At 60.4% G+C, this 19,421-nt stretch carries 19 protein-coding genes; 15 read left to right on the top strand and 4 right to left on the bottom strand.

The genetic code is table 11. The features are described 5' to 3' along the window. Positions 1–29 precede the first annotated feature (29 nt). A complete protein-coding gene (locus JTJ32_RS09845; protein WP_099230888.1) occupies positions 30–398 on the bottom strand; it encodes a DUF4870 domain-containing protein in 369 nt (122 codons plus the stop codon). Positions 399–416: 18 nt separating this feature from the next. Beyond that, entirely contained in the window at positions 417–1,139 is a 723-nt protein-coding gene (rph, locus tag JTJ32_RS09840; RefSeq protein ID WP_058416131.1) for a ribonuclease PH, read from the bottom strand. Positions 1,140–1,445: 306 nt separating this feature from the next. On the opposite strand from rph, the gene JTJ32_RS09835 reads away from it, so the two are divergent. From JTJ32_RS09835 to JTJ32_RS09810, 6 genes are all read left to right on the top strand, one after another. After that, positions 1,446–2,309: a YicC/YloC family endoribonuclease gene (locus JTJ32_RS09835; RefSeq protein WP_210041902.1), complete on the top strand. Its 864-nt coding sequence runs from the start codon at positions 1,446–1,448 to the stop codon at positions 2,307–2,309. 13 nt (positions 2,310–2,322) lie between these two features. Beyond that, positions 2,323–2,943, top strand: a complete 621-nt coding sequence (gmk, locus tag JTJ32_RS09830; RefSeq protein ID WP_099230892.1) for a guanylate kinase — start codon at positions 2,323–2,325, stop codon at positions 2,941–2,943. 147 nt (positions 2,944–3,090) lie between these two features. Continuing rightward, on the top strand, positions 3,091–3,354 hold the full coding sequence (gene rpoZ, locus JTJ32_RS09825; RefSeq protein WP_004887180.1) for a DNA-directed RNA polymerase subunit omega: 264 nt from the start codon (positions 3,091–3,093) through the stop codon (positions 3,352–3,354). A gap of 60 nt (positions 3,355–3,414) precedes the next feature. Further along, a complete protein-coding gene (spoT, locus tag JTJ32_RS09820) occupies positions 3,415–5,520 on the top strand; it encodes a bifunctional GTP diphosphokinase/guanosine-3',5'-bis pyrophosphate 3'-pyrophosphohydrolase (protein WP_004887181.1) in 2,106 nt (701 codons plus the stop codon). A 25-nt stretch (positions 5,521–5,545) separates the two neighbouring features. Continuing rightward, the gene (locus JTJ32_RS09815) at positions 5,546–5,926 is read left to right on the top strand and encodes a RidA family protein (protein WP_004887183.1); all 381 of its coding nucleotides are present in this window, start codon (positions 5,546–5,548) and stop codon (positions 5,924–5,926) included. A gap of 54 nt (positions 5,927–5,980) precedes the next feature. After that, entirely contained in the window at positions 5,981–6,718 is a 738-nt protein-coding gene (locus JTJ32_RS09810) for a hypothetical protein (RefSeq protein WP_099230894.1), read from the top strand. 60 nt (positions 6,719–6,778) lie between these two features. Here the strand turns inward: JTJ32_RS09810 and JTJ32_RS09805 are convergent, their stop codons facing one another. After that, on the bottom strand, positions 6,779–7,639 hold the full coding sequence (locus JTJ32_RS09805) for an SDR family oxidoreductase (protein WP_210041901.1): 861 nt from the start codon (positions 7,637–7,639) through the stop codon (positions 6,779–6,781). A gap of 207 nt (positions 7,640–7,846) precedes the next feature. Here JTJ32_RS09805 and exbB point away from each other — a divergent pair, with 207 nt between their 5' ends. The 6 genes from exbB to JTJ32_RS09775 all read left to right on the top strand — a co-directional run bounded on the left by exbB (position 7,847) and on the right by JTJ32_RS09775 (position 14,568). Beyond that, positions 7,847–8,803 (top strand): tonB-system energizer ExbB, encoded by a 957-nt coding sequence (exbB, locus tag JTJ32_RS09800; RefSeq protein WP_184322408.1) that lies wholly within the window; start codon positions 7,847–7,849, stop codon positions 8,801–8,803. A gap of 3 nt (positions 8,804–8,806) precedes the next feature. After that, the gene (gene exbD, locus JTJ32_RS09795) at positions 8,807–9,232 is read left to right on the top strand and encodes a TonB system transport protein ExbD (protein WP_057408104.1); all 426 of its coding nucleotides are present in this window, start codon (positions 8,807–8,809) and stop codon (positions 9,230–9,232) included. After that, on the top strand, positions 9,229–9,981 hold the full coding sequence (locus JTJ32_RS09790) for an energy transducer TonB (protein WP_099230900.1): 753 nt from the start codon (positions 9,229–9,231) through the stop codon (positions 9,979–9,981). Before exbD ends, JTJ32_RS09790 begins: the two co-directional genes overlap by 4 nt. 92 nt (positions 9,982–10,073) lie before the next feature. After that, on the top strand, positions 10,074–10,997 hold the full coding sequence (locus JTJ32_RS09785) for a hydrogen peroxide-inducible genes activator (RefSeq protein ID WP_004887197.1): 924 nt from the start codon (positions 10,074–10,076) through the stop codon (positions 10,995–10,997). 11 nt (positions 10,998–11,008) lie between these two features. Further along, a complete protein-coding gene (gene recG, locus JTJ32_RS09780) occupies positions 11,009–13,084 on the top strand; it encodes an ATP-dependent DNA helicase RecG (RefSeq protein ID WP_210041900.1) in 2,076 nt (691 codons plus the stop codon). Positions 13,085–13,170: 86 nt separating this feature from the next. Beyond that, positions 13,171–14,568, top strand: coding sequence for an aminoacyl-tRNA deacylase and HDOD domain-containing protein (locus tag JTJ32_RS09775; RefSeq protein WP_099230904.1), 1,398 nt, complete (start codon positions 13,171–13,173; stop codon positions 14,566–14,568). A 137-nt stretch (positions 14,569–14,705) separates the two neighbouring features. On the opposite strand, the gene JTJ32_RS09770 is transcribed toward JTJ32_RS09775, so the two are convergent. Continuing rightward, positions 14,706–15,107, bottom strand: coding sequence for a GFA family protein (locus JTJ32_RS09770; RefSeq protein WP_210041899.1), 402 nt, complete (start codon positions 15,105–15,107; stop codon positions 14,706–14,708). Between the two features lie 322 nt (positions 15,108–15,429). Here JTJ32_RS09770 and JTJ32_RS09765 point away from each other — a divergent pair, with 322 nt between their 5' ends. From JTJ32_RS09765 to JTJ32_RS09755, 3 genes are all read left to right on the top strand, one after another. Then, positions 15,430–16,737, top strand: coding sequence for a CitMHS family transporter (locus tag JTJ32_RS09765; protein WP_099230908.1), 1,308 nt, complete (start codon positions 15,430–15,432; stop codon positions 16,735–16,737). A gap of 69 nt (positions 16,738–16,806) precedes the next feature. Beyond that, positions 16,807–17,526 (top strand): TerC family protein, encoded by a 720-nt coding sequence (locus JTJ32_RS09760; RefSeq protein WP_210041898.1) that lies wholly within the window; start codon positions 16,807–16,809, stop codon positions 17,524–17,526. Positions 17,527–17,741: 215 nt separating this feature from the next. Further along, a complete protein-coding gene (locus tag JTJ32_RS09755; protein WP_058430465.1) occupies positions 17,742–19,394 on the top strand; it encodes a Na/Pi cotransporter family protein in 1,653 nt (550 codons plus the stop codon). Positions 19,395–19,421 lie beyond the last annotated feature (27 nt).

Genomic DNA, 19,421 nt, shown 5'->3' with positions numbered 1-19,421 from the left:
TCGGCTTTTTGTGCTGCTTGCGATTGTGATTACTTCAGCAGACGCCAAGTGAACGGGTAGCGGTAATCCACCCCTTCGTTGGCCTTCACGCCAGCAATGATCGTCAGCACCAGAGCGCCGAGCCCCACCAGCATGAACAACGCAAAGCCGATGACCACGAGCATCAGAAGGATGCTGACCGTGGCTGCAATCGCAACCGTGATCTGAAAGTTCAGCGCTTCCCTGCCCTGCGCATCGATAAACGGATCACTGTCCTTCTTCATCTGCCAGAGAATCAATGGTCCCAGCAGATTGCCGAACGGAAACATAACTCCCAAGAATGCAGACAAGTGACAGAGCATCGCCCACTGACGGGCGCTTTGAGCCGGTTTCTGCAACGGATGCTGGCTGTCACTCATGGTCATGCTCCAGGGCTATCAGTCGGCCAGTGCGGCGCGCTGCAATTCGAACAATTCGGTCATACCCTTCTGCGCCAGCGCCAGCATTGCGTTCAACTCTTCAGGCTGGAACGGCGCGCCTTCGGCAGTGCCCTGCACTTCGATGAAACCACCTGCGCTGGTCATGACCACGTTCAGGTCGGTCTCGGCAGCGGAGTCTTCCAGATAGTCCAGATCAAGCACTGGCTCGCCCTGATACATGCCGACCGACACCGCAGCAATCATCTGCTTGAGTGGATCGCCGCCTTTCAGACCGCCACGCTTCTTGATCATTTTCAAGGCGTCGGCCAGCGCAACCATCGCGCCGGTGATGGACGCGGTACGTGTGCCACCGTCCGCCTGAATGACATCGCAATCGACGTACAGGGTGACATCGCCCAGCTTGGACATGTCCAGCGCAGCGCGCAGCGAACGGCCGATCAGGCGCTGGATTTCCAGGGTACGACCGCCCTGCTTGCCGCGGCTGGCTTCACGCTGGTTACGCTCGCCAGTGGCACGTGGCAGCATGCCATATTCAGCCGTCAACCAGCCCTGGCCCTGACCTTTCAGGAAGCGCGGCACGCCATTCTCGACGCTGACGGTGCAGATCACCTTGGTGTCACCGAACTCGACCAGCACAGAACCCTCGGCGTGTTTGGTGTAGTTGCGGGTGATGCGGATCGAGCGGAGCTGATCGGCGGCGCGACCACTTGGACGTTTCATCTGGGATACCTGTACTGAGACGGAAAACTGCCGAGCATTATAGAGGCCATCGTCCGGACAGGGCATCTCTTAAAGTCGCCGCCGACCGACCGCCAAGGCTGAAAGGCTCTGAAACGGGGCTTTGAGCCATTATCCGTGCAGGCAAAAAAAGTCTTGCACGGTTTGTCACACTGCCGGATTGGGAGCCTGCGCCGCACTGCGCTACAATCCTGCGCCTTTGCAGCCTGTCGGCTTTCACGACATCCACGGCAGCCGCTCAACGCATGTGCGGACTCGACCGCCCGGACTGAATCAAGAGGTATTCCCATGGTGCACAGCATGACTGCCTTCGCCCGAGTAGAACGGGCCGGTGCCCAGGGCACACTGAGCTGGGAACTGCGCTCGGTCAATCATCGCTACCTTGAACCGCATCTGCGCCTGCCCGAGTCATTCCGGGACCTGGAAGGCGGGATTCGCGAAGCGCTGCGTCAGGGCCTGTCGCGTGGCAAGATCGAATGCACATTACGCTTTGTCGAAGAAACTGCAGGCAAGCCCCTGCAGGTGGATCGCGAGCGCGCCAGCCAGTTGATCGCCGCAGCGGAATCCGTTGCCGGCCTGATCAAGCAGCCCGCCCCGCTCAACCCACTCGAAGTGCTGGCCTGGCCTGGTGTTCTGGTGGCCGACGCCAACGACCCGCAGGCGCTGAACAACGAAGCGCTGATGCTGTTCAACGAAGCACTCACCGAATTGAAGAACGGCCGCGGCCGCGAAGGCGCGGATCTGGCGAAACTTCTCGACGAACGACTGGCCTCCATCACTGAAGAAGTCGTCACCCTGCGCACGCTCGTGCCGCAGATGCTCGCCACCCAGCGTCAGAAAGTTCTGGATCGCTTCGCCGACATGAAGGCCGAGCTGGATCCGCAGCGCCTGGAACAGGAAATGGTCCTGCTGGCGCAGAAAAGCGACGTCGCCGAAGAACTGGATCGCCTGAGCACTCACGTCACCGAAGTACGCCGCGTACTCAAGACCGGCGGCCAGGCGGGTCGCCGCCTGGACTTCCTGATGCAGGAACTGAATCGCGAAGCCAACACACTGGGCTCCAAAGCCTTCGACCCACGCAGCACGCAAGCGGCCGTCAACCTGAAAGTGTTGATCGAGCAGATGCGTGAACAAGTGCAGAATATTGAGTAAGGCTGAACCTGACATGACCCACAAATCCGGCACCCTGTACATCATTTCCGCGCCATCCGGCGCGGGCAAGACCAGCCTGGTCAATGCCCTGATCCAGGCTCAGCCGCAGATCCGCGTTTCGGTGTCGCACACCACCCGCGCCATGCGCCCGGGCGAAGCAGACGGGGTGAACTACCACTTCGTCGACCGCGCAGAATTTACCCGCATGATCGACCATGGCGATTTTCTCGAGCAGGCCGAAGTCTTCGGCAACCTGTACGGCACCTCGCAAAGCCATCTGCAACAGACGCTGGATGAAGGTCATGACCTGATTCTGGAAATCGACTGGCAGGGCGCCCAGCAGGTTCGCGCCAAGATGCCTCACACCCGTTCGATCTTCATCCTGCCGCCAAGCCAGCAGGCACTGCGCCAGCGTCTGACCAACCGTGGCCAGGACAGCGACGAGATCATCGAAAACCGGATGCGTGAGGCCGTCAGCGAGATGAGCCATTACAACGAGTACGAATACATCGTGGTCAACGATGATTTCGCCGGCGCGCTGGAAGACCTGAAGTCCATTTTCCGCGCCAATCGCCTGACCCAGCAGCATCAGCAAGAGCAATACAGCGAGCTTTTTCAGCAATTGCTGGCTTGATCAGGCTGTTTCAACGCGGCAGACTGCAGGTCATATACAGACCGTTTGTGGCATGCCGCTTGCTGCTTGCGGTAGTCCGCTTGTAAACTACCGAGTCCGCTCGCCCATCCGGGCATCGCGCATACGCATTTGCTACGAGGAATACCCATGGCCCGCGTGACCGTTGAAGACTGCCTAGAACACGTCGATAACCGCTTCGAGCTGGTCATGCTCGCTACCAAGCGTTCGCGTCAACTCGCCACCGGCGGCAAAGAGCCGAAGCTGGCGTGGGAAAACGACAAGCCTACCGTTGTGGCCCTGCGTGAAATCGCGGCTGGCCTGATGGATTATGCCGTTATTGCAGAAGCCGAAATCGTTGAAGATGAACCATTGTTCGCAGCGTTCGAGGACGAGTCCAACGAGGCCGTCTAAGCCTATGCCGGGTCGACGTGTTACGGCGCAGGGTAAAAGCCATCGGCAGGGGGTAGCGCCTTGCCGAGCATAGACGCCCTCGCCGACAGACTGTCGGCCTACCTCGGCAAGGACCAGGTCAATCTGGTCCGCCGAGCGTATTTCTACGCCGAACAAGCCCACGATGGCCAGCGCCGTCGAAGCGGCGAAGCCTACGTCACGCACCCTCTCGCGGTGGCGAATATTCTTGCCGACATGCACATGGACCATCAGAGCCTGATGGCGGCGATGCTGCATGACGTGATCGAAGACACCGGGATTGCCAAGGAAGCGCTCAGCGCACAGTTTGGCGAAACCGTGGCCGAACTGGTCGATGGGGTCAGCAAACTGACCCAGATGAACTTCGAGACCAAGGCCGAGGCACAGGCCGAGAACTTTCAGAAAATGGCCATGGCCATGGCCCGCGATATCCGCGTGATTCTGGTCAAGCTCGCCGACCGCCTGCACAACATGCGCACCCTGGAAGTCCTGTCCGGTGAAAAGCGCCGTCGCATCGCGAAAGAAACCCTCGAAATCTACGCCCCCATCGCCAACCGCCTGGGCATGCACAGCGTGCGTATCGAATTCGAGGATCTGGGCTTCAAGGCCATGTACCCGATGCGGTCCTCGCGGATCAATCAGGCGGTCAAGCGCGCCCGTGGCAACCGCAAGGAACTGGTCAACAAAATCGAAGAATCCCTGAGCCATTGCCTTGCCGTCGACGGCATCGAAGGCGATGTCAGCGGACGACAGAAGCACCTGTACGGCATCTACAAGAAGATGCGGGGCAAGCGTCGGGCCTTCAACGAGATCATGGACGTCTACGCGTTCCGCATCATCGTCGACAAGGTCGATACCTGCTATCGCGTGCTGGGCGCTGTGCATAATCTGTACAAACCGTTGCCCGGCCGTTTCAAGGATTACATCGCCATTCCCAAGGCTAACGGCTACCAGTCGCTGCACACCACCCTGTTCGGCATGCACGGCGTGCCCATCGAAATCCAGATCCGCACTCGTGAAATGGAAGAGATGGCCAACAACGGGATCGCCGCGCACTGGCTCTACAAATCCAGCGACGACGAACAACCCAAGGGCACGCATGCTCGCGCCCGCCAATGGGTCAAGGGCGTGCTGGAAATGCAGCAGCGTGCCGGCAACTCGCTGGAATTCATCGAGAGCGTCAAGATCGACCTGTTCCCGGACGAGGTCTACGTCTTCACGCCCAAGGGCCGGATCATGGAGCTGCCCAAAGGCTCCACGGCGGTGGACTTCGCCTATGCGGTTCACACCGATGTCGGCAACAGCTGCATCGCCTGCCGGATCAATCGTCGACTGGCGCCGCTCTCGGAACCGTTGCAGAGCGGTTCGACCGTCGAAATCGTCAGCGCACCCGGCGCGCGCCCCAACCCGGCATGGCTGAACTTCGTTGTCACTGGCAAGGCGCGCACCCACATTCGTCATGCCCTCAAGCTGCAACGCCGCTCCGAATCCATCAGTCTGGGCGAGCGCCTGTTGAACAAGGTCCTCAATGGCTTCGAAAGCAGTCTGGACAAGATTCCTGCCGAGCGCGTGCAACTGGCCTTGAACGAATACCGTGTCGAAGTGCTGGAAGACCTGCTCGAAGACATCGGCCTTGGCAATCGCATGGCTTACGTCGTCGCCCGCCGCCTGTTGGGCGAAGGCGATCAGTTGCCAAGTCCGGAAGGTCCGCTGGCGATTCGCGGCACCGAAGGCCTGGTGCTCAGCTACGCCAAGTGCTGCACGCCGATCCCGGGCGATCCGATTGTGGGTCACCTGTCCGCCGGCAAGGGCATGGTCGTGCACCTGGACAACTGCCGCAACATCAGCGAAATCCGCCACAACCCGGAAAAGTGCATCCAGCTCTCCTGGGCCAAGGATGTGACCGGCGAATTCAATGTCGAGCTGCGCGTCGAGCTGGAACATCAGCGCGGCCTGATCGCCCTGCTGGCCAGCAGCGTCAACGCCGCTGACGGCAACATCGAAAAAATCAGCATGGACGAGCGTGACGGCCGCATCAGCGTGGTCCAGCTCGTGGTCAGTGTGCACGACCGAGTGCACCTGGCCCGCGTGATCAAGAAACTACGCGCACTGACCGGGGTCACACGCATCACCCGGATGCGCTCGTAGGCAATCCCATTTTCAGGAGTTCTTCATGACCAAGACTGTCATCACCAGCGAAAAAGCCCCGGCGGCCATCGGCCCTTACTCGCAGGCGATCAAGGCTGGCAATACCGTCTACATGTCCGGCCAGATCCCTCTGGACCCGAAAACCATGGAACTGGTCGACGGCATCGAAGCCCAGATCACCCAGGTCTTCGAGAACCTGAAGTCCGTTGCCGAAGCGGCTGGCGGCTCGTTCAAGGACATCGTGAAGCTGAACATCTTCCTGACCGACCTGGGCCATTTCGCCAAGGTCAACGAGATCATGGGCACCTACTTTGCGCAGCCTTATCCGGCGCGTGCAGCCATCGGTGTTGCCGCACTGCCGCGTGGCGCGCAGGTCGAGATGGACGCGATTCTCGTCATCGAATAAATCCCCCAGCGGAGCGTTGCTGCGCTCCGCTCTCCCTGAAGGAAGGAATCTGTTATGCGTTCCGCGCTCGCCATTTCACTGCTGGCCGTTGTTCTCGGCGGCTGTTCCAGCATCGCCGACCGCAACCCGGACGGCACCTGGATCAACCAGACCGCCATCGATGCCGCAGTCAAGCAGGGCAACCTGCGTCAGGCGCTGCTCGCCAACGGCCCCAATCTTGAGTGGCAGATCAACTCCAAGACCAATCAGGCGGTGTATTCCAACGGCTTTGAGCTGGGTGAAGGCAAGATCGTCAGCGCCGCCGAAGGCAGACTGCACATCGACTTCTACGGTAATTTCTTCGAAGACCTGAGCGTCAAGGGTGACGAACTGGTTCAGGCCGCCAGCGAATCCGGTCCTGAGCAACACTTCGAAAAACCGAAAAACACCGTACCCGAAGGCGCCCAGCCAGGCAGCAGCTTTGAAAAAGCGCTGTATGCGGCGTACATGGGCGGCAAATGGACCATCGTCGAAGGCGACGGCAAGGGCAGCACCGTGCAGTTCATGCCGGACGGCAGCGTGCAGGGCCTACCGGAAAACGATCGCTTCGCACTCTGCCTGGCTGGCGATTGTGCGGCCATGAGCGGCGAATACGACAGCATGTGGCTGGAGAAGGCCGAGCAAGGCAACCCGTGGATCTTCGCCCGCAAAGGCAAGCAACTGGAGATCTTCCAGGCCGTCAACAACGCAGGTGCCGATCAGATGCCCGAACTGCGTCCGGGTGCTCGCCGCTGGTTGCTTGAGCAGCAGTAAGCCGGTGACTCACCCATAAAAAAGCGCCTTCAAGTGGCGCTTTTTTTTGTTCGGACTTCCTCAGACCTTATCGGCCCCCAGCAAGGCTGCATAGCCGGCCCGATAATCCGGATACATCGGCGCCCAGCCCAACGCCCGTGCCCGCGCATTGCTGCACCGCTTGCTGCCGACCCGCTGCACGCTGACATCGTCGGACCATTCGGTCACGCCCAGATACTCACGAATCCACGACACCACATCAGCCAGTGCAGCCGGGTCGTCGTCCACGCCCAGATAGCAGCTCTCCAGAGCGACGCCACGGTCATCGGCCTCAAGCAAATGCGCCAGCAGACCCGCGGCATCGTCGGCGTGAATGCGATTGGCGTAGACAGGCGGATCGATCCTGACGCTGTGGCCCTGGCGCACACGGTTGGACAGATCTGCACGGCCCGGCCCGTAGATACCGGTCAATCTCACAGCCGTGGCAGGAAGGCCGCTGTTCAGGGCGAGCTGCTCGGCTTCAAGCATGACCGTGCCGGTAAAGCCGACGGGCTCGGTGACGGACGTCTCATCGACCCATTCGCCTTCCTGCTGGCCGTAGACACCGCTGCTGGACACGAAAAACAGACGTTTGGGTCGCTGACCCTGTTCTTCGAGCCAGCCCAGTACATGGCGCAACCCGTTGACATAGGCGTCTCGATAACCGGCCTCGTCGCGTTGCGATGGCGTTGCGCAATACACCACGTAGTCGATCTGGCCAGCCGGCCAGTCAGCGGGTCTCGCGGTCGCGAACAGATCGCCCTGTACCGGCAAGACACCCTCGGGCAGCCCGGAAACCGTGCGCCGCAGCCCATGGACGGACCAGTCACGAGCCAGCAGGCGCGTGGCCAGTCGAGAGCCGATATCGCCGCAACCAGCGATCAAAACGGATGGGGCGGACATTGCATATCTCCACATGACGGTGATCAGACACCGTGTAAGTCATCAGAAAACGTCAAATATTCGAGCCAATATGTAAAAAAGATACAGTATTACTTTTGTTAACAAGAACGATTTGCAATAATGGCAGCCCATTTGTTCCCCTGGAACGCCGAACGTACCGCACGGCGACTGGAACGATCACTTTTTATTCTCCCAGGTCAGGCCAGCATGACACGTATCCAATCAATCGCTTCGCCAACCAAGCTATTCAGCGTGCCTCGCGCATGGCGCGGTATCGCGGCTCTCGTCCTGAGCCTGATGCTCGCACCCGTTGCACTCGCCGACCAGTCGGCACCTGCGACGCCGCCTGCCGCAACGGCCCCGGCCGCGACCAACGCAGCATCAGCGCCGATTCAGGCTGACACCGCAGCGCCTGTGGAGACGCTTGAGCCTGCCGCCGAAGACAATAGCCTGGGTATGTCTCACGACCTGTCGCCATGGGGTATGTATCAGAACGCCGACGTGGTGGTGAAAGCGGTCATGATCGGGCTGGCCATCGCCTCGATCATCACCTGGACCATCTGGATCGCCAAGGGCTTCGAGCTACTGGGTGCCAAGCGCCGCCTGCGCATCGAAATCGCCAACCTGAAGAAGGCCCGCACCCTGTCCGAAGCCGGTGAAACCGCTGCGAAGGAAGGCACGCTGGCCAATCTGCTGGTCCATGACGCGATGGAAGAAATGCGCCTGTCGACCAACAGCCGTGAACGCGAAGGCATCAAGGAACGCGTCAGCTTCCGCCTGGAGCGTCTGGTCGCGGCCTGCGGTCGCAACATGAGTTCCGGCACCGGCGTGCTGGCAACCATCGGCTCCACCGCGCCATTCGTGGGCCTGTTCGGCACGGTATGGGGCATCATGAACAGCTTCATCGGCATCGCCAAGACCCAGACCACCAACCTCGCCGTCGTCGCGCCGGGCATCGCCGAAGCCTTGCTGGCAACCGCGCTGGGTCTGGTTGCCGCGATTCCTGCAGTGGTCATCTATAACGTTTTCGCTCGCTCCATCGCCGGTTACAAGGCCCAGGTCGCCGATGCCTCGGCGCAGGTATTGCTGCTGGTCAGCCGTGACCTGGATCACCAGCCATCTGCCGAACGCAGCCAATCGCCACACATGGTCAAGGTGGGCTGAACCTTGGGCATGCATCTGAAGGAAGGCGACGACGATCTCGCCGAAAACCACGAAATCAACGTCACACCGTTCATCGACGTCATGCTGGTGCTGCTGATCATCTTCATGGTCGCGGCCCCTCTGGCCACGGTAGACATCAAGGTCGATTTGCCTGCGTCTACCGCGACGCCGCAACCCAGGCCCGAAAAGCCAATCTTCCTCAGCGTCAAGACTGACAAGAGCCTGTACCTGGGCGAAGAGAAAGTCTCGCGCGAACAGATCGGCCAGGTGCTGGATGCGCGCACCAAAGGCAAGAAAGACACCACGATCTTCTTCCAGGCCGATAAGGGCGTGGATTACGGCGATCTGATGGACGTCATGAACTCGCTTCGGGGTGCGGGTTACCTGAAAGTCGGTCTGGTAGGCCTTGAGACGGTTGGTAAGAAATGATCACTACGCGCCAAAAACTGACGCGCTATAGCGGTAGTCTGTTGTTGGTGCTGGCCGTACACGCGATTGCGATCATCGTCGCTCTTCGCTGGCCGGCCTCTCAAGCCATCGAACTGCCTCCGGCAGCCATGATGGTCGAGCTGGCGCCTTTGCCGGAACCCGCACCGCCGCCACCGCCTCAGGTCGTTCAGCCGCCTCAGCCGCCCGCACCGGAAGAACAGGTGCAAGTGCCAGAGGTTGTGGAAGCGCCGAAGCCGGAAATCGTCGTGCCCAAGAAGGTGGAAAAGCCCAAGCCGAAACCGCAGCCGCCAAAGCCGCAAAAGAAGCCTGAGCCGCCAAAGCCCGAGGAAAAACCTGCCGAAGACAAACCGGTGGATACGCCGCCGACCACGGCCAAACCCGAAAAATCGGCCGCTCCGACACCGCCGGCACCTGCTGCACCACCGAGCAACGCGTTGCCAAGTTGGCAGGGCGACCTGCTGCGTCACCTGGGGAAATACAAGAAGTACCCTGAAGATGCTCGTCGTCGCGGTATGCAGGGGGTGGCTCGTCTGCGCTTCGTTGTGGATGCGCAGGGCAATGTCTCGTCCTACGAGATTGCCAGCAGCTCGGGCAGTCCGGCACTGGATCGGGCAACCATGGAGATGATCCGTCGTGCGCAGCCTTTGCCGAAGCCGCCTGCGGAAATCCTCAACAACGGCACCATCGAAATCCTCGCACCGTTCGTTTATTCGCTGGATAAACGCTGAATCGCACTTTTGTTACTCAAGAGTGCCTCTGATAACGTGCGTCTATCGATTGCACCCGCTATGCTGGGGCCGCAACTTCATGGACGCACGTTATGACTCTTACAGAATTGCGCTACATCGTTACGCTCGCTCAGGAACAGCACTTCGGTCATGCCGCAGAACGCTGTCATGTCAGCCAGCCTACGCTGTCAGTGGGTGTCAAAAAACTCGAAGACGAACTCGGTGTGCTGATTTTCGAGCGCAGCAAGAGTGCCGTGCGCCTGACGCCGGTCGGCGAAGGCATCGTCGCTCAGGCGCAAAAGGTGCTTGAACAGGCGCAAGGCATTCGCGAGCTGGCCCAGGCCGGCAAGAATCAGCTGACCGCACCGCTGAAAGTCGGCGCCATCTACACCGTCGGTCCGTACCTGTTTCCCCACCTGATTCCGCAACTGCATCGCGTTGCCCCGCAGATGCCGTTGTACATCGAGGAAAACTTCACTCACGTGCTGCGCGACAAGCTGCGCAACGGTGAGCTGGATGCGGTCATCATCGCGCTGCCGTTCAACGAAGCCGACGTACTGACCCTGCCTCTGTATGACGAGCCTTTCTCTGTCCTGATGCCCGCCGACCACCCATGGACTCAGAAAGAGACCATCGACGCTTCGGCCCTGAATGACAAGAGCCTGCTGTTGCTGGGTGAAGGCCACTGCTTCCGCGATCAGGTTCTGGAAGCGTGCCCTACACTGACCAAAGGCAGCGAGGGCGCCAGGCACACCACCGTGGAATCCAGTTCGCTGGAGACCATCCGCCACATGGTCGCGTCAGGACTGGGGATTTCGATCCTGCCGTTGTCGGCAGTCGACAGTCACCACTACGCGCCCGGCGTGATCGAAGTACGCCCGCTGACGCCACCCGTACCATTCCGCACGGTTGCCATCGCCTGGCGTGCAAGCTTCCCAAGGCCCAAGGCTATCGAGATTCTCGCTGACTCCGTGCGCCTGTGTTCAGTGGCACGCCCCAAGACAGAAGCGAGCTAGGCAGGAAGAAAATGAGCGAGCTTTCCAAAGTCTCGGTCACCGCGCTCAAGGGCGTCGGCGAGGCCATGGCTGAAAAGCTGGCAAAGGTCGGTCTGGAAAACCTGCAGGATGTGCTGTTTCATCTGCCGTTGCGTTATCAGGATCGGACTCGCGTCGTGCCTATCGGCGCGCTGCGGCCAGGCCAGGACGCAGTGATCGAAGGGATCGTCAGCGGCGCCGATGTCGTGATGGGCAAACGTCGCAGCCTGCTGGTGCGTCTGGGCGACGGCACGGGGGTCGTCAGCCTTCGCTTCTATCACTTCAGCAATGCCCAGAAAGAAGGCATGAAACGCGGCACCCACCTGCGCTGTTTCGGCGAAGCACGCCCTGGCGCGTCCGGCCTTGAAATCTATCATCCCGAATACCGTGCGATAACGGGCGACGAGCCTGCGCCTGTCGAACAGACCCTGACGCCGATCTATCCCTCGACCGAAGGCCTGACGCAACAGCGTCTGCGCCAGCTCTGTCAGCAGAGCCTGGCGATGCTAGGCCCCAAAAGCCTGCCGGACTGGCTGCCGGAGGAGCTGGCCCGCGATTATCAACTGGCCCCGCTGGACGATGCGATTCGCTACCTGCATCACCCGCCAGCCGACGCCGATGTCGACGAACTGGCGTTGGGGCATCACTGGGCCCAGCATCGTCTGGCGTTCGAGGAACTGCTGACTCACCAGCTCTCCCAACAAAGGCTGCGCGAAAGCCTGCGCTCGCAACGCGCCCCGGCCCTGCCGTTGGCAAAGAAACTGCCAAAGCAGTTTCTTGCCAACCTCGGCTTTCCGCCCACCGGCGCGCAGCAGCGGGTCGGTAAGGAAGTGGCCTACGACCTCAGTCAGCCCGAACCCATGCTGCGTCTGATTCAAGGCGACGTTGGCTCGGGCAAGACCGTCGTCGCGGCGCTCGCGGCCTTGCAGGCGCTGGAAGCCGGTTATCAGGTGGCACTGATGGCACCGACCGAGATTCTCGCCGAGCAGCACTACATCAACTTTCAGCGCTGGCTTGAACCGCTGGGCATCGGTGTGGCGTGGCTGGCGGGCAAGCTCAAGGGCAAAGCCCGTGTGACCTCGCTTGAACAGATCGCCAGCGGCACACCCATGGTGGTCGGCACGCACGCGCTGTTTCAGGACGAAGTGCAGTTCAAGAACCTGGCGCTGGTCATCATCGATGAGCAACACCGCTTCGGCGTTCAGCAGCGTCTGGCGCTGCGCAAGAAAGGCGTGGGCGGCCTGATGTGTCCTCACCAGTTGATCATGACGGCCACACCGATTCCCCGCACACTGGCCATGAGTGCCTATGCAGACCTGGACACGTCCATTCTCGACGAGCTGCCACCAGGCCGCACACCGGTCAACACCGTGCTGGTCGCCGACAGCCGCCGGATGGAAGTGATCGAGCGGGTGCGGTCCGCCTGTGCGGAGGGGCGGCAGGCCTATTGGGTATGCACGCTGATCGAAGAGTCGGAAGAGCTGACCTGCAAGGCTGCCGAAACGTCGTTCGAAGAATTGAGCAGCGCGCTGGGCGAGTTGCGTGTCGGGCTTATCCACGGGCGCATGAAGCCTGTCGAGAAAGCCGCGATCATGGCCGAGTTCAAACAGGGCGCCTTGCAATTGCTGGTGGCGACCACGGTGATCGAGGTGGGCGTCGATGTACCCAATTCCAGTCTGATGATCATCGAGAACCCCGAGCGCCTGGGACTTGCCCAGCTTCACCAGCTACGGGGTCGAGTCGGTCGGGGCAGCGCTGTCAGCCACTGCGTGCTGCTTTACCATCCGCCGCTGTCGCAAATCGGTCGCCAGCGACTGGCGATCATGCGCGAAACCAACGACGGTTTTGTGATCGCCGAAAAGGATCTGGAGCTGCGCGGCCCAGGCGAGATGCTTGGAACCCGACAAACGGGCCTGCTGCAATTCAAGGTCGCCGACCTGATGCGCGACGCCGATCTGCTACCCGCCGTTCGCGACGCAGCCCAAGCCCTGCTTGAGCGCTGGCCCCAGCATGTGAGTCCGTTACTGGAACGCTGGCTGCGTCATGGCCAGCAGTATGGCCAGGTGTGATGCAGGCTACGCTTTGGAAACCGCATGCGACCCAAATTGAATAAGGTGGTTATACTTCGGCCACTGTAGGAATTTGGACAAAGACCATGACAGAAGTTGCTCACGTCGATGATTCGCATCACGCCCCGTCGGTTATCCGGCAGTTGCTTGAAAAATTGGCGATCAGCTACAACGAAGTCGTCGATGACAAAAACCTGCAACCGGCGCGGAAAGTTCAGGCCGTCCTGGTTGAAGACGCCGTAGGCGCTCTTCTTATCCTGTTTCCGCAAAGTCAGCTGTTGGACCTCAGCCGGATTACCGAGCTGACGGGTCGACAATTGACCGCCGTCCCACACGAGCGGCTGTTGCGTATGCTGGCCAAACACAGCCTGCATGTGCTGCCGGGCCTGCCCGCGCTCACCAGTTCCCCCTGCCTTTACGATGAGCGCCTGCTGCAGGAGCCCTCACTGTTGGTCGGTTCGGGCGAACCGGGTGTGTTACTGGAAATCAACAGCGAAGACTTCAAGGGTATGCTCAGCAAAGCCAGCGCCGCCGTTTTCGGGCAGCCTGTCAGCGCGATTCATCCCAACCTTGATCGTCCTGACGATGACCGGAAAGAAATCACCACAGCCATGACTCACTTCACGGCGCGCCGCATCCAGCAACGCCTGGAAGCGACACTGGAAATTCCGCCGCTGGCAGGCACTGCGCAGAAGATCATCAAGCTGCGGGTCGATCCCGATGCGACCATTGACGACATCACCGGCGTGGTCGAAACCGACCCTGCGCTGGCGGCACAGGTCGTCAGCTGGGCTGCGTCGCCTTACTACGCCTCGACCGGCAGGATTCGCTCGGTGGAAGACGCCATTGTGCGCGTGCTGGGTTTCGATCTGGTGATCAACCTGGCACTGGGCCTCGCGCTGGGCAAAACCCTGAGCCTGCCCAAGGATCAACCGCAGCAGACCACCCCTTACTGGCAGCAGTCGATCTACACCGCAGCCGTGATCGAAGGTCTGACCCGCGCCATCCCGCGCGCCAAACGACCTGAAGGCGGCCTGACGTATCTGGCCGGTCTGCTGCACAATTTCGGCTACTTGCTGCTCGCTCACGTGTTTCCGCCGCATTTCACGCTGATCTGCCGTCAGTTGGAAGTGAACCCGCACCTGCACCACAGCTACATCGAGCACCATCTGCTCGGTATCAGCCGTGAGCAAATCGGTGCCTGGCTGATGCGCTATTGGGACATGCCGGACGAACTCGCCACTGCGCTGCGCTTCCAGCATGATCCGCATTACGCGGGCGAGCATCACGCCTACGCCAACCTGGTGTTTCTGGCCGTGCGCCTGCTGCGCGCCAACGGCATCGGCGCAGGCCCGCAGCAAGAGATTCCGGACGAATTGTTCGAGCGTCTTGGCCTGACCCGCGAAAAAGCCAACGAGTCCGTCAAGAAGGTGCTGGAAGCCGAAGTGCTGCTGCGCGAACTGGCGTCTCAGTTCAGCCAGTAAGCCCACACTGATCGTGCCCATCGCTTCGCGTGGGCATGCATCCCGTGACGCTCCGCGTCACATTCGAGAGCGGACGCGACGCGTCCTCGGCGGCGTTACCACGCAGCGCGTGGGAACGGGCGGCGAGCAACACGAACTCAATCCGACTCTCCCTCCCGCCTCGGCAAGTGCTCGTCCAGGTGCAGCCACGGCAATCGGTTTTCGATGAAGATGTGCCGCGCCGGCGCCGCCAGTTCCGGGTGATCGAGCGTGGCGATGACCACGTCGATCTCCTGCGGGCTGTTGCGGGTGAACAACGCTGCGTGAGCTCCGCAGTTGCCGCAGAAGTAGCGAATGCAGGTCGGGCCCGAGTCGTAGGTCGCCGGGCTGCCCGCCAGCCACTGGAAGGACGTCAGCGGTACCGTGATCCAGGTCATGACCGTCCCGCCGGACGTTCGCCTGCAAATGGAGCAGTGACAATGGGCGATGTCCTGCAGGGGCGCATCGAACTGGTAACGCAGGTTGCCGCAATGGCAGCCGCCGCTGTGAATCTGGCTCATGAGCGCATCTCCCTGTTGTGCGTCGATAAGCGTGTCGCCATAAAGTGAGCGCTAACATTTAATAATGTGACCACAAACACGGATTGAAAGGTCGGTGAAAGCTTGCGCAATTAGCATCGCCTCACTTCCGGCATAAAGACCGGCCAGCCTGGGTGTCGCTCCACGCGTTCCCTGGCCCAATTAACAACAATAATGGTGATTGCAATGCTTGCTGACTTTCCGATCCGTACCCTTCTTGCGCCCCCTCTCCACGTACCGCTCCTACTGAGCTGACTCGTTCGTTTCCATCGTTCTGTAGCCGTATTACGTCTGGAGTATTCCCATGCTGACTTTCCTTGGCTTTGCCATGGTCATTGCGTTCATGTACCTGATCATGAGCAAGCGTCTGACCGCGCTGATCGCCTTGATTCTGGTCCCGATCATCTTTGCCCTGTTCGGCGGCTTCGCGTCGCAGATCGGCCCGATGATGCTGGCCGGTATTACCAAGCTGGCGCCGACCGGCGTGATGCTGATGTTCGCCATTCTGTACTTCGCGCTGATGATCGACTCCGGCCTGTTCGACCCGGCCGTGCGCAAGATCCTGAAAATGGTGAAAGGCGACCCGATGCGCATCTCGGTCGGTACCGCTGTGCTGGCACTGGTGGTCTCGCTGGACGGTGACGGTGCAACCACCTACATGATCTGCGTTGCCGCCATGCTGCCGCTGTACAGCCGCGTCGGCATGAGCCCGCGGATCATGGCAGGCCTGATCATTCTGGCCGGTGGCGTGATGAACATGACCCCGTGGGGCGGCCCGACCGCTCGTGCGGCCAGCGCCCTGCATGTGGATGCATCGGACATTTTCGTCCCGATGATTCCTGCAATGCTGGCTGGCGTGGTGGCGATCCTGGCGATTGCCTACTTCTACGGCAAACGTGAGCGCGCCCGTCTGGGTGAACTGCACCTGAAAGGCGACGAAGTCGATCACAGTGAAATCAGTGTTTCGCAGTTCCCGGATGCCCGTCGCCCGAAACTGATCTGGTTCAACGGCGGCCTGACGCTGGTATTGATGGTCGCCCTGATCATGGGTCTGCTGCCGCTGCCGGTGCTGTTCATGATTGCGTTCAGTATCGCCATGATCATCAACTACCCGAACCTGCAGGATCAGAAGGATCGCGTTTCGGCTCACGCCGGCAGCGTCCTGGCCGTGGTCGGCCTGATCTTCGCTGCGGGTATCTTCACCGGCATTCTGTCGGGCACCGGCATGGTCGATGCCATGTCCAAAAGCCTGCTGGCTGTTATCCCGGACGCACTGGGCCCGTACCTGGCGGTCATCACTGCGCTGGTGAGCATGCCGTTCACCTTCTTCATGTCCAACGATGCGTTCTACTACGGCGTCCTGCCAGTGCTGTCGGAAGCCGCTGCCCACTACGGCATCAGCCCGGTGGAAATGGCTCGTGCCTCCATCGTCGGCCAGCCGGTTCACCTGCTCAGCCCGCTGGTGCCTTCGACTTACCTGCTGGTGGCACTGGCCGGTATCGAGTTCGGCGACCACCAGCGTTTCACCCTGAAGTGGGCGATCCTGGTGTGCATGTGCATTCTGGTTGCAGCGCTGGCCATGGGGATTTTCCCGCTCTACAGCAGTCTATAACCTCAGACTGTCATCGGCCCGCCATCGACCCGACGGTTGATGGCGGGCTTTTTCATTTTGAGAACCCCCATGGAATGGCTGACCAACCCCGAGATCTGGGCTGCATTTTTTACCCTCACTGCCCTGGAAATCGTTCTGGGCATCGACAACATCATCATGATTTCCATCCTCGTCGGGCACATGCCCGAGGCGATGCAGCCACGCACCCGGATCGTCGGGCTGGCGCTGGCGATGGTGACGCGGATCCTGCTGTTGCTCTCCATCACCTGGGTCATGCGCCTGACCAGCGATCTGTTTTCGGTGATGGGCAAAGGCTTTTCCGGGCGTGATCTGATTCTGTTTTTTGGCGGACTGTTTCTGCTCTGGAAAAGCTCGCAGGAGATCTATCACGGGCTGGAAGGTGAAGAAGAGGGCGCACAGCCCAAAAGCGGCAACGGGCAGTTCTTCTACACGATCATTCAGATCGCCATCCTCGACATCGTTTTCTCACTGGACTCGGTCATCACCGCCGTAGGCATGGTGTCCGATATCCCGGTCATGATTGCGGCCATCGTCACGGCAGTACTGGTCATGATGCTGTGCTCCGGCACCATCAGCGACTTCATCAACCGGCATCCGTCGTTGAAGATGCTCGCACTGTCCTTTCTGATCCTGGTCGGCACCGTCCTGATCGCGGACGCGTTCGACGTGCACATGCCCAAGGGCTATGTGTATTTCGCGATGGCGTTTTCGCTGGTGGTGGAGACCATCAACATCAGAATGCGTATGGCACGGGCAGTAAAGAAGTGATGCCGCTGGGTACGGGATGCCTGATCGTCATGAACGACCAGTAAGGATGTGATTTATGACACTTTTATTTCAATGAAACCAAGCCTGTGCGATGCTGGCGCCAAGGCCCAAGGCCGACTAAAGCTTAGTAGAGCGTTACAAAACACTTCCCCGCTCGCTACACGCTGCACCTTTCAATCCAATGCCTGTATGGGCAAACCTCAGGGGCTATCAGTATGCTGACCCTGCTCGATTTGCTATCCGCCGTAGCCCTGCTGATCTGGGGCACGCACATCGTGCGCACTGGCATCCTTCGTGTTTATGGCGCGCAATTGCGGCGCGTACTCAGCCAGAACATGTCCAAACGCCCGCTGGCCTTCATCGCCGGTATTCTTGTGACCGCCATGGTGCAGAGCAGCAATGCCACGGCAATGCTGGTGACCTCGTTCGTGGGCCAGGGTCTGATGACGCTGACACCCGCGCTGGTCATCATGCTCGGTGCCGATGTGGGTACCGCGCTGATGTCGCGGGTGCTGACCTTCGATCTATCCTGGCTGTCGCCGCTGCTGATTTTCCTCGGCGTGGTGTTCTTTCTATCGCGCAAGCAGACCCGGGCGGGGCAACTCGGTCGCGTCGGTATCGGCCTGGGCCTGATCGTGCTGGCGCTGCAATTGATTGTCGAGGCGGCCGCCCCGATCACTCAGGCAGCCGGCGTGAAGGTGTTGTTCGCTTCATTGACGGGCGATCTGCTGCTGGATGCGCTGGTCGGTGCGATGTTTGCCCTGATCTCGTACTCAAGCCTCGCGGCCGTGCTGCTGACCGCCACCCTGGCGGGCGCAGAAATCATCGGGTTGCCCGTGGCCATCGGTCTGGTGATCGGTGCCAACATCGGCAGCGGCCTGCTGGCGTTCCTGAGCACCAGCATGCAGAACGTGGCAGGTCGACAGGTTGCACTGGGCAGTCTGCTGTACAAGCTGCTGGGCCTGCTGCTGATCATTCCGGTGCTTGATCCCCTGGTCGCCTGGATCGACACGCTGGGCTTCAGCCCTCAGGAACTGGTCATTGGCTTCCACCTGATCTACAACACCGCGCGCTGCCTGATCATGCTGCCCACCGTCGGCCCGATGGCACGCCTGTGCACCGCATTGCTGCCACAGCAGAACGAAGTCGGCGGCCTGGCCAAACCGCGCCATCTGGACCTTACGGCACTGGCAACACCCAGCCTGGCGCTGGCCAATGCCGTACGTGAAACCCTGCGCATGGGTGATCTGATCGAAAGCATGCTTGGCTCGATGCTGGCCGTGCTGCGCGGGACACAGACTGCCGTCACGCAGGAAGTGCGGCGTCTCAACGATGATGTGGAAGCGCTCTACAACGCGATCAAGCTTTATCTGGCACAGATGCCGCGTGAAGAGCTGGGCGAGCACGACAATCGTCGCTGGGCAGAGATCATCGAGCTGACAATCAACCTGGAGCTGGCCGCCGGTCTGATCGAGCGCATGCTGCGCAAGATCCAGCAGCAGAAGACCTCGCAGCGTCGCTCGTTCTCGGAAGTCGGGCTGGAAGAACTGGCCGACCTGCATATCCAGCTGCAGTCGAACCTGCGTCTGGGGCTGTCGGTATTTCTCAGCGGTGACGAAGAAAGCGCTCGCCAACTGTTGCGTGAAAAACGTCGTTTTCGGGCGCAGGAACGGCGCCTGGCGCATGCTCATGTCAGTCGTTTGCAGCGTAAAGTCGTGCAAAGCATCGAGACCAGCTCATTGCACCTGGAGCTGATCGCCGACATGAAGCGCCTCAATTCACTGTTCTGCAGCAGCGCCTACGCGGTACTGGAAACATCCGATACCGGCGCGCTTGCCAGCGAGACCGCGGTGGAACAATCGTTATGAACGTAAGGGGAGTGTCGAAGTCTGTTA

The sequence above is a fragment of the Pseudomonas alliivorans genome (assembly GCF_017826695.1).
GTDB classification, from domain to species: domain Bacteria; phylum Pseudomonadota; class Gammaproteobacteria; order Pseudomonadales; family Pseudomonadaceae; genus Aquipseudomonas; species Aquipseudomonas alliivorans.
Note: the sequence above shows the minus strand (reverse complement) of the source record. Positions and strands in the feature narration are given on the sequence as shown.

Bases quoted from the DNA above. Each gene is read 5' to 3' on its own strand.
- JTJ32_RS09760 (WP_210041898.1), top strand. From the start codon at position 16,807: ATGGAATGGCTGACCAACCCCGAGATCTGGGCTGCATTTTTTACCCTC.
- JTJ32_RS09810 (WP_099230894.1), top strand. From the start codon at position 5,981: ATGCGTTCCGCGCTCGCCATTTCACTGCTGGCCGTTGTTCTCGGCGGC.
- recG (WP_210041900.1), top strand. From the start codon at position 11,009: ATGAGCGAGCTTTCCAAAGTCTCGGTCACCGCGCTCAAGGGCGTCGGC.
- JTJ32_RS09805 (WP_210041901.1), bottom strand. From the start codon at position 7,639: ATGTCCGCCCCATCCGTTTTGATCGCTGGTTGCGGCGATATCGGCTCT.
- JTJ32_RS09755 (WP_058430465.1), top strand. From the start codon at position 17,742: ATGCTGACCCTGCTCGATTTGCTATCCGCCGTAGCCCTGCTGATCTGG.
- JTJ32_RS09815 (WP_004887183.1), top strand. From the start codon at position 5,546: ATGACCAAGACTGTCATCACCAGCGAAAAAGCCCCGGCGGCCATCGGC.
- JTJ32_RS09845 (WP_099230888.1), bottom strand. From the start codon at position 398: ATGAGTGACAGCCAGCATCCGTTGCAGAAACCGGCTCAAAGCGCCCGT.
- JTJ32_RS09770 (WP_210041899.1), bottom strand. From the start codon at position 15,107: ATGAGCCAGATTCACAGCGGCGGCTGCCATTGCGGCAACCTGCGTTAC.
- rpoZ (WP_004887180.1), top strand. From the start codon at position 3,091: ATGGCCCGCGTGACCGTTGAAGACTGCCTAGAACACGTCGATAACCGC.
- JTJ32_RS09835 (WP_210041902.1), top strand. From the start codon at position 1,446: ATGGTGCACAGCATGACTGCCTTCGCCCGAGTAGAACGGGCCGGTGCC.
- JTJ32_RS09765 (WP_099230908.1), top strand. From the start codon at position 15,430: ATGCTGACTTTCCTTGGCTTTGCCATGGTCATTGCGTTCATGTACCTG.
- rph (WP_058416131.1), bottom strand. From the start codon at position 1,139: ATGAAACGTCCAAGTGGTCGCGCCGCCGATCAGCTCCGCTCGATCCGC.
- JTJ32_RS09790 (WP_099230900.1), top strand. From the start codon at position 9,229: ATGATCACTACGCGCCAAAAACTGACGCGCTATAGCGGTAGTCTGTTG.
- JTJ32_RS09785 (WP_004887197.1), top strand. From the start codon at position 10,074: ATGACTCTTACAGAATTGCGCTACATCGTTACGCTCGCTCAGGAACAG.
- gmk (WP_099230892.1), top strand. From the start codon at position 2,323: ATGACCCACAAATCCGGCACCCTGTACATCATTTCCGCGCCATCCGGC.
- exbB (WP_184322408.1), top strand. From the start codon at position 7,847: ATGACACGTATCCAATCAATCGCTTCGCCAACCAAGCTATTCAGCGTG.
- JTJ32_RS09775 (WP_099230904.1), top strand. From the start codon at position 13,171: ATGACAGAAGTTGCTCACGTCGATGATTCGCATCACGCCCCGTCGGTT.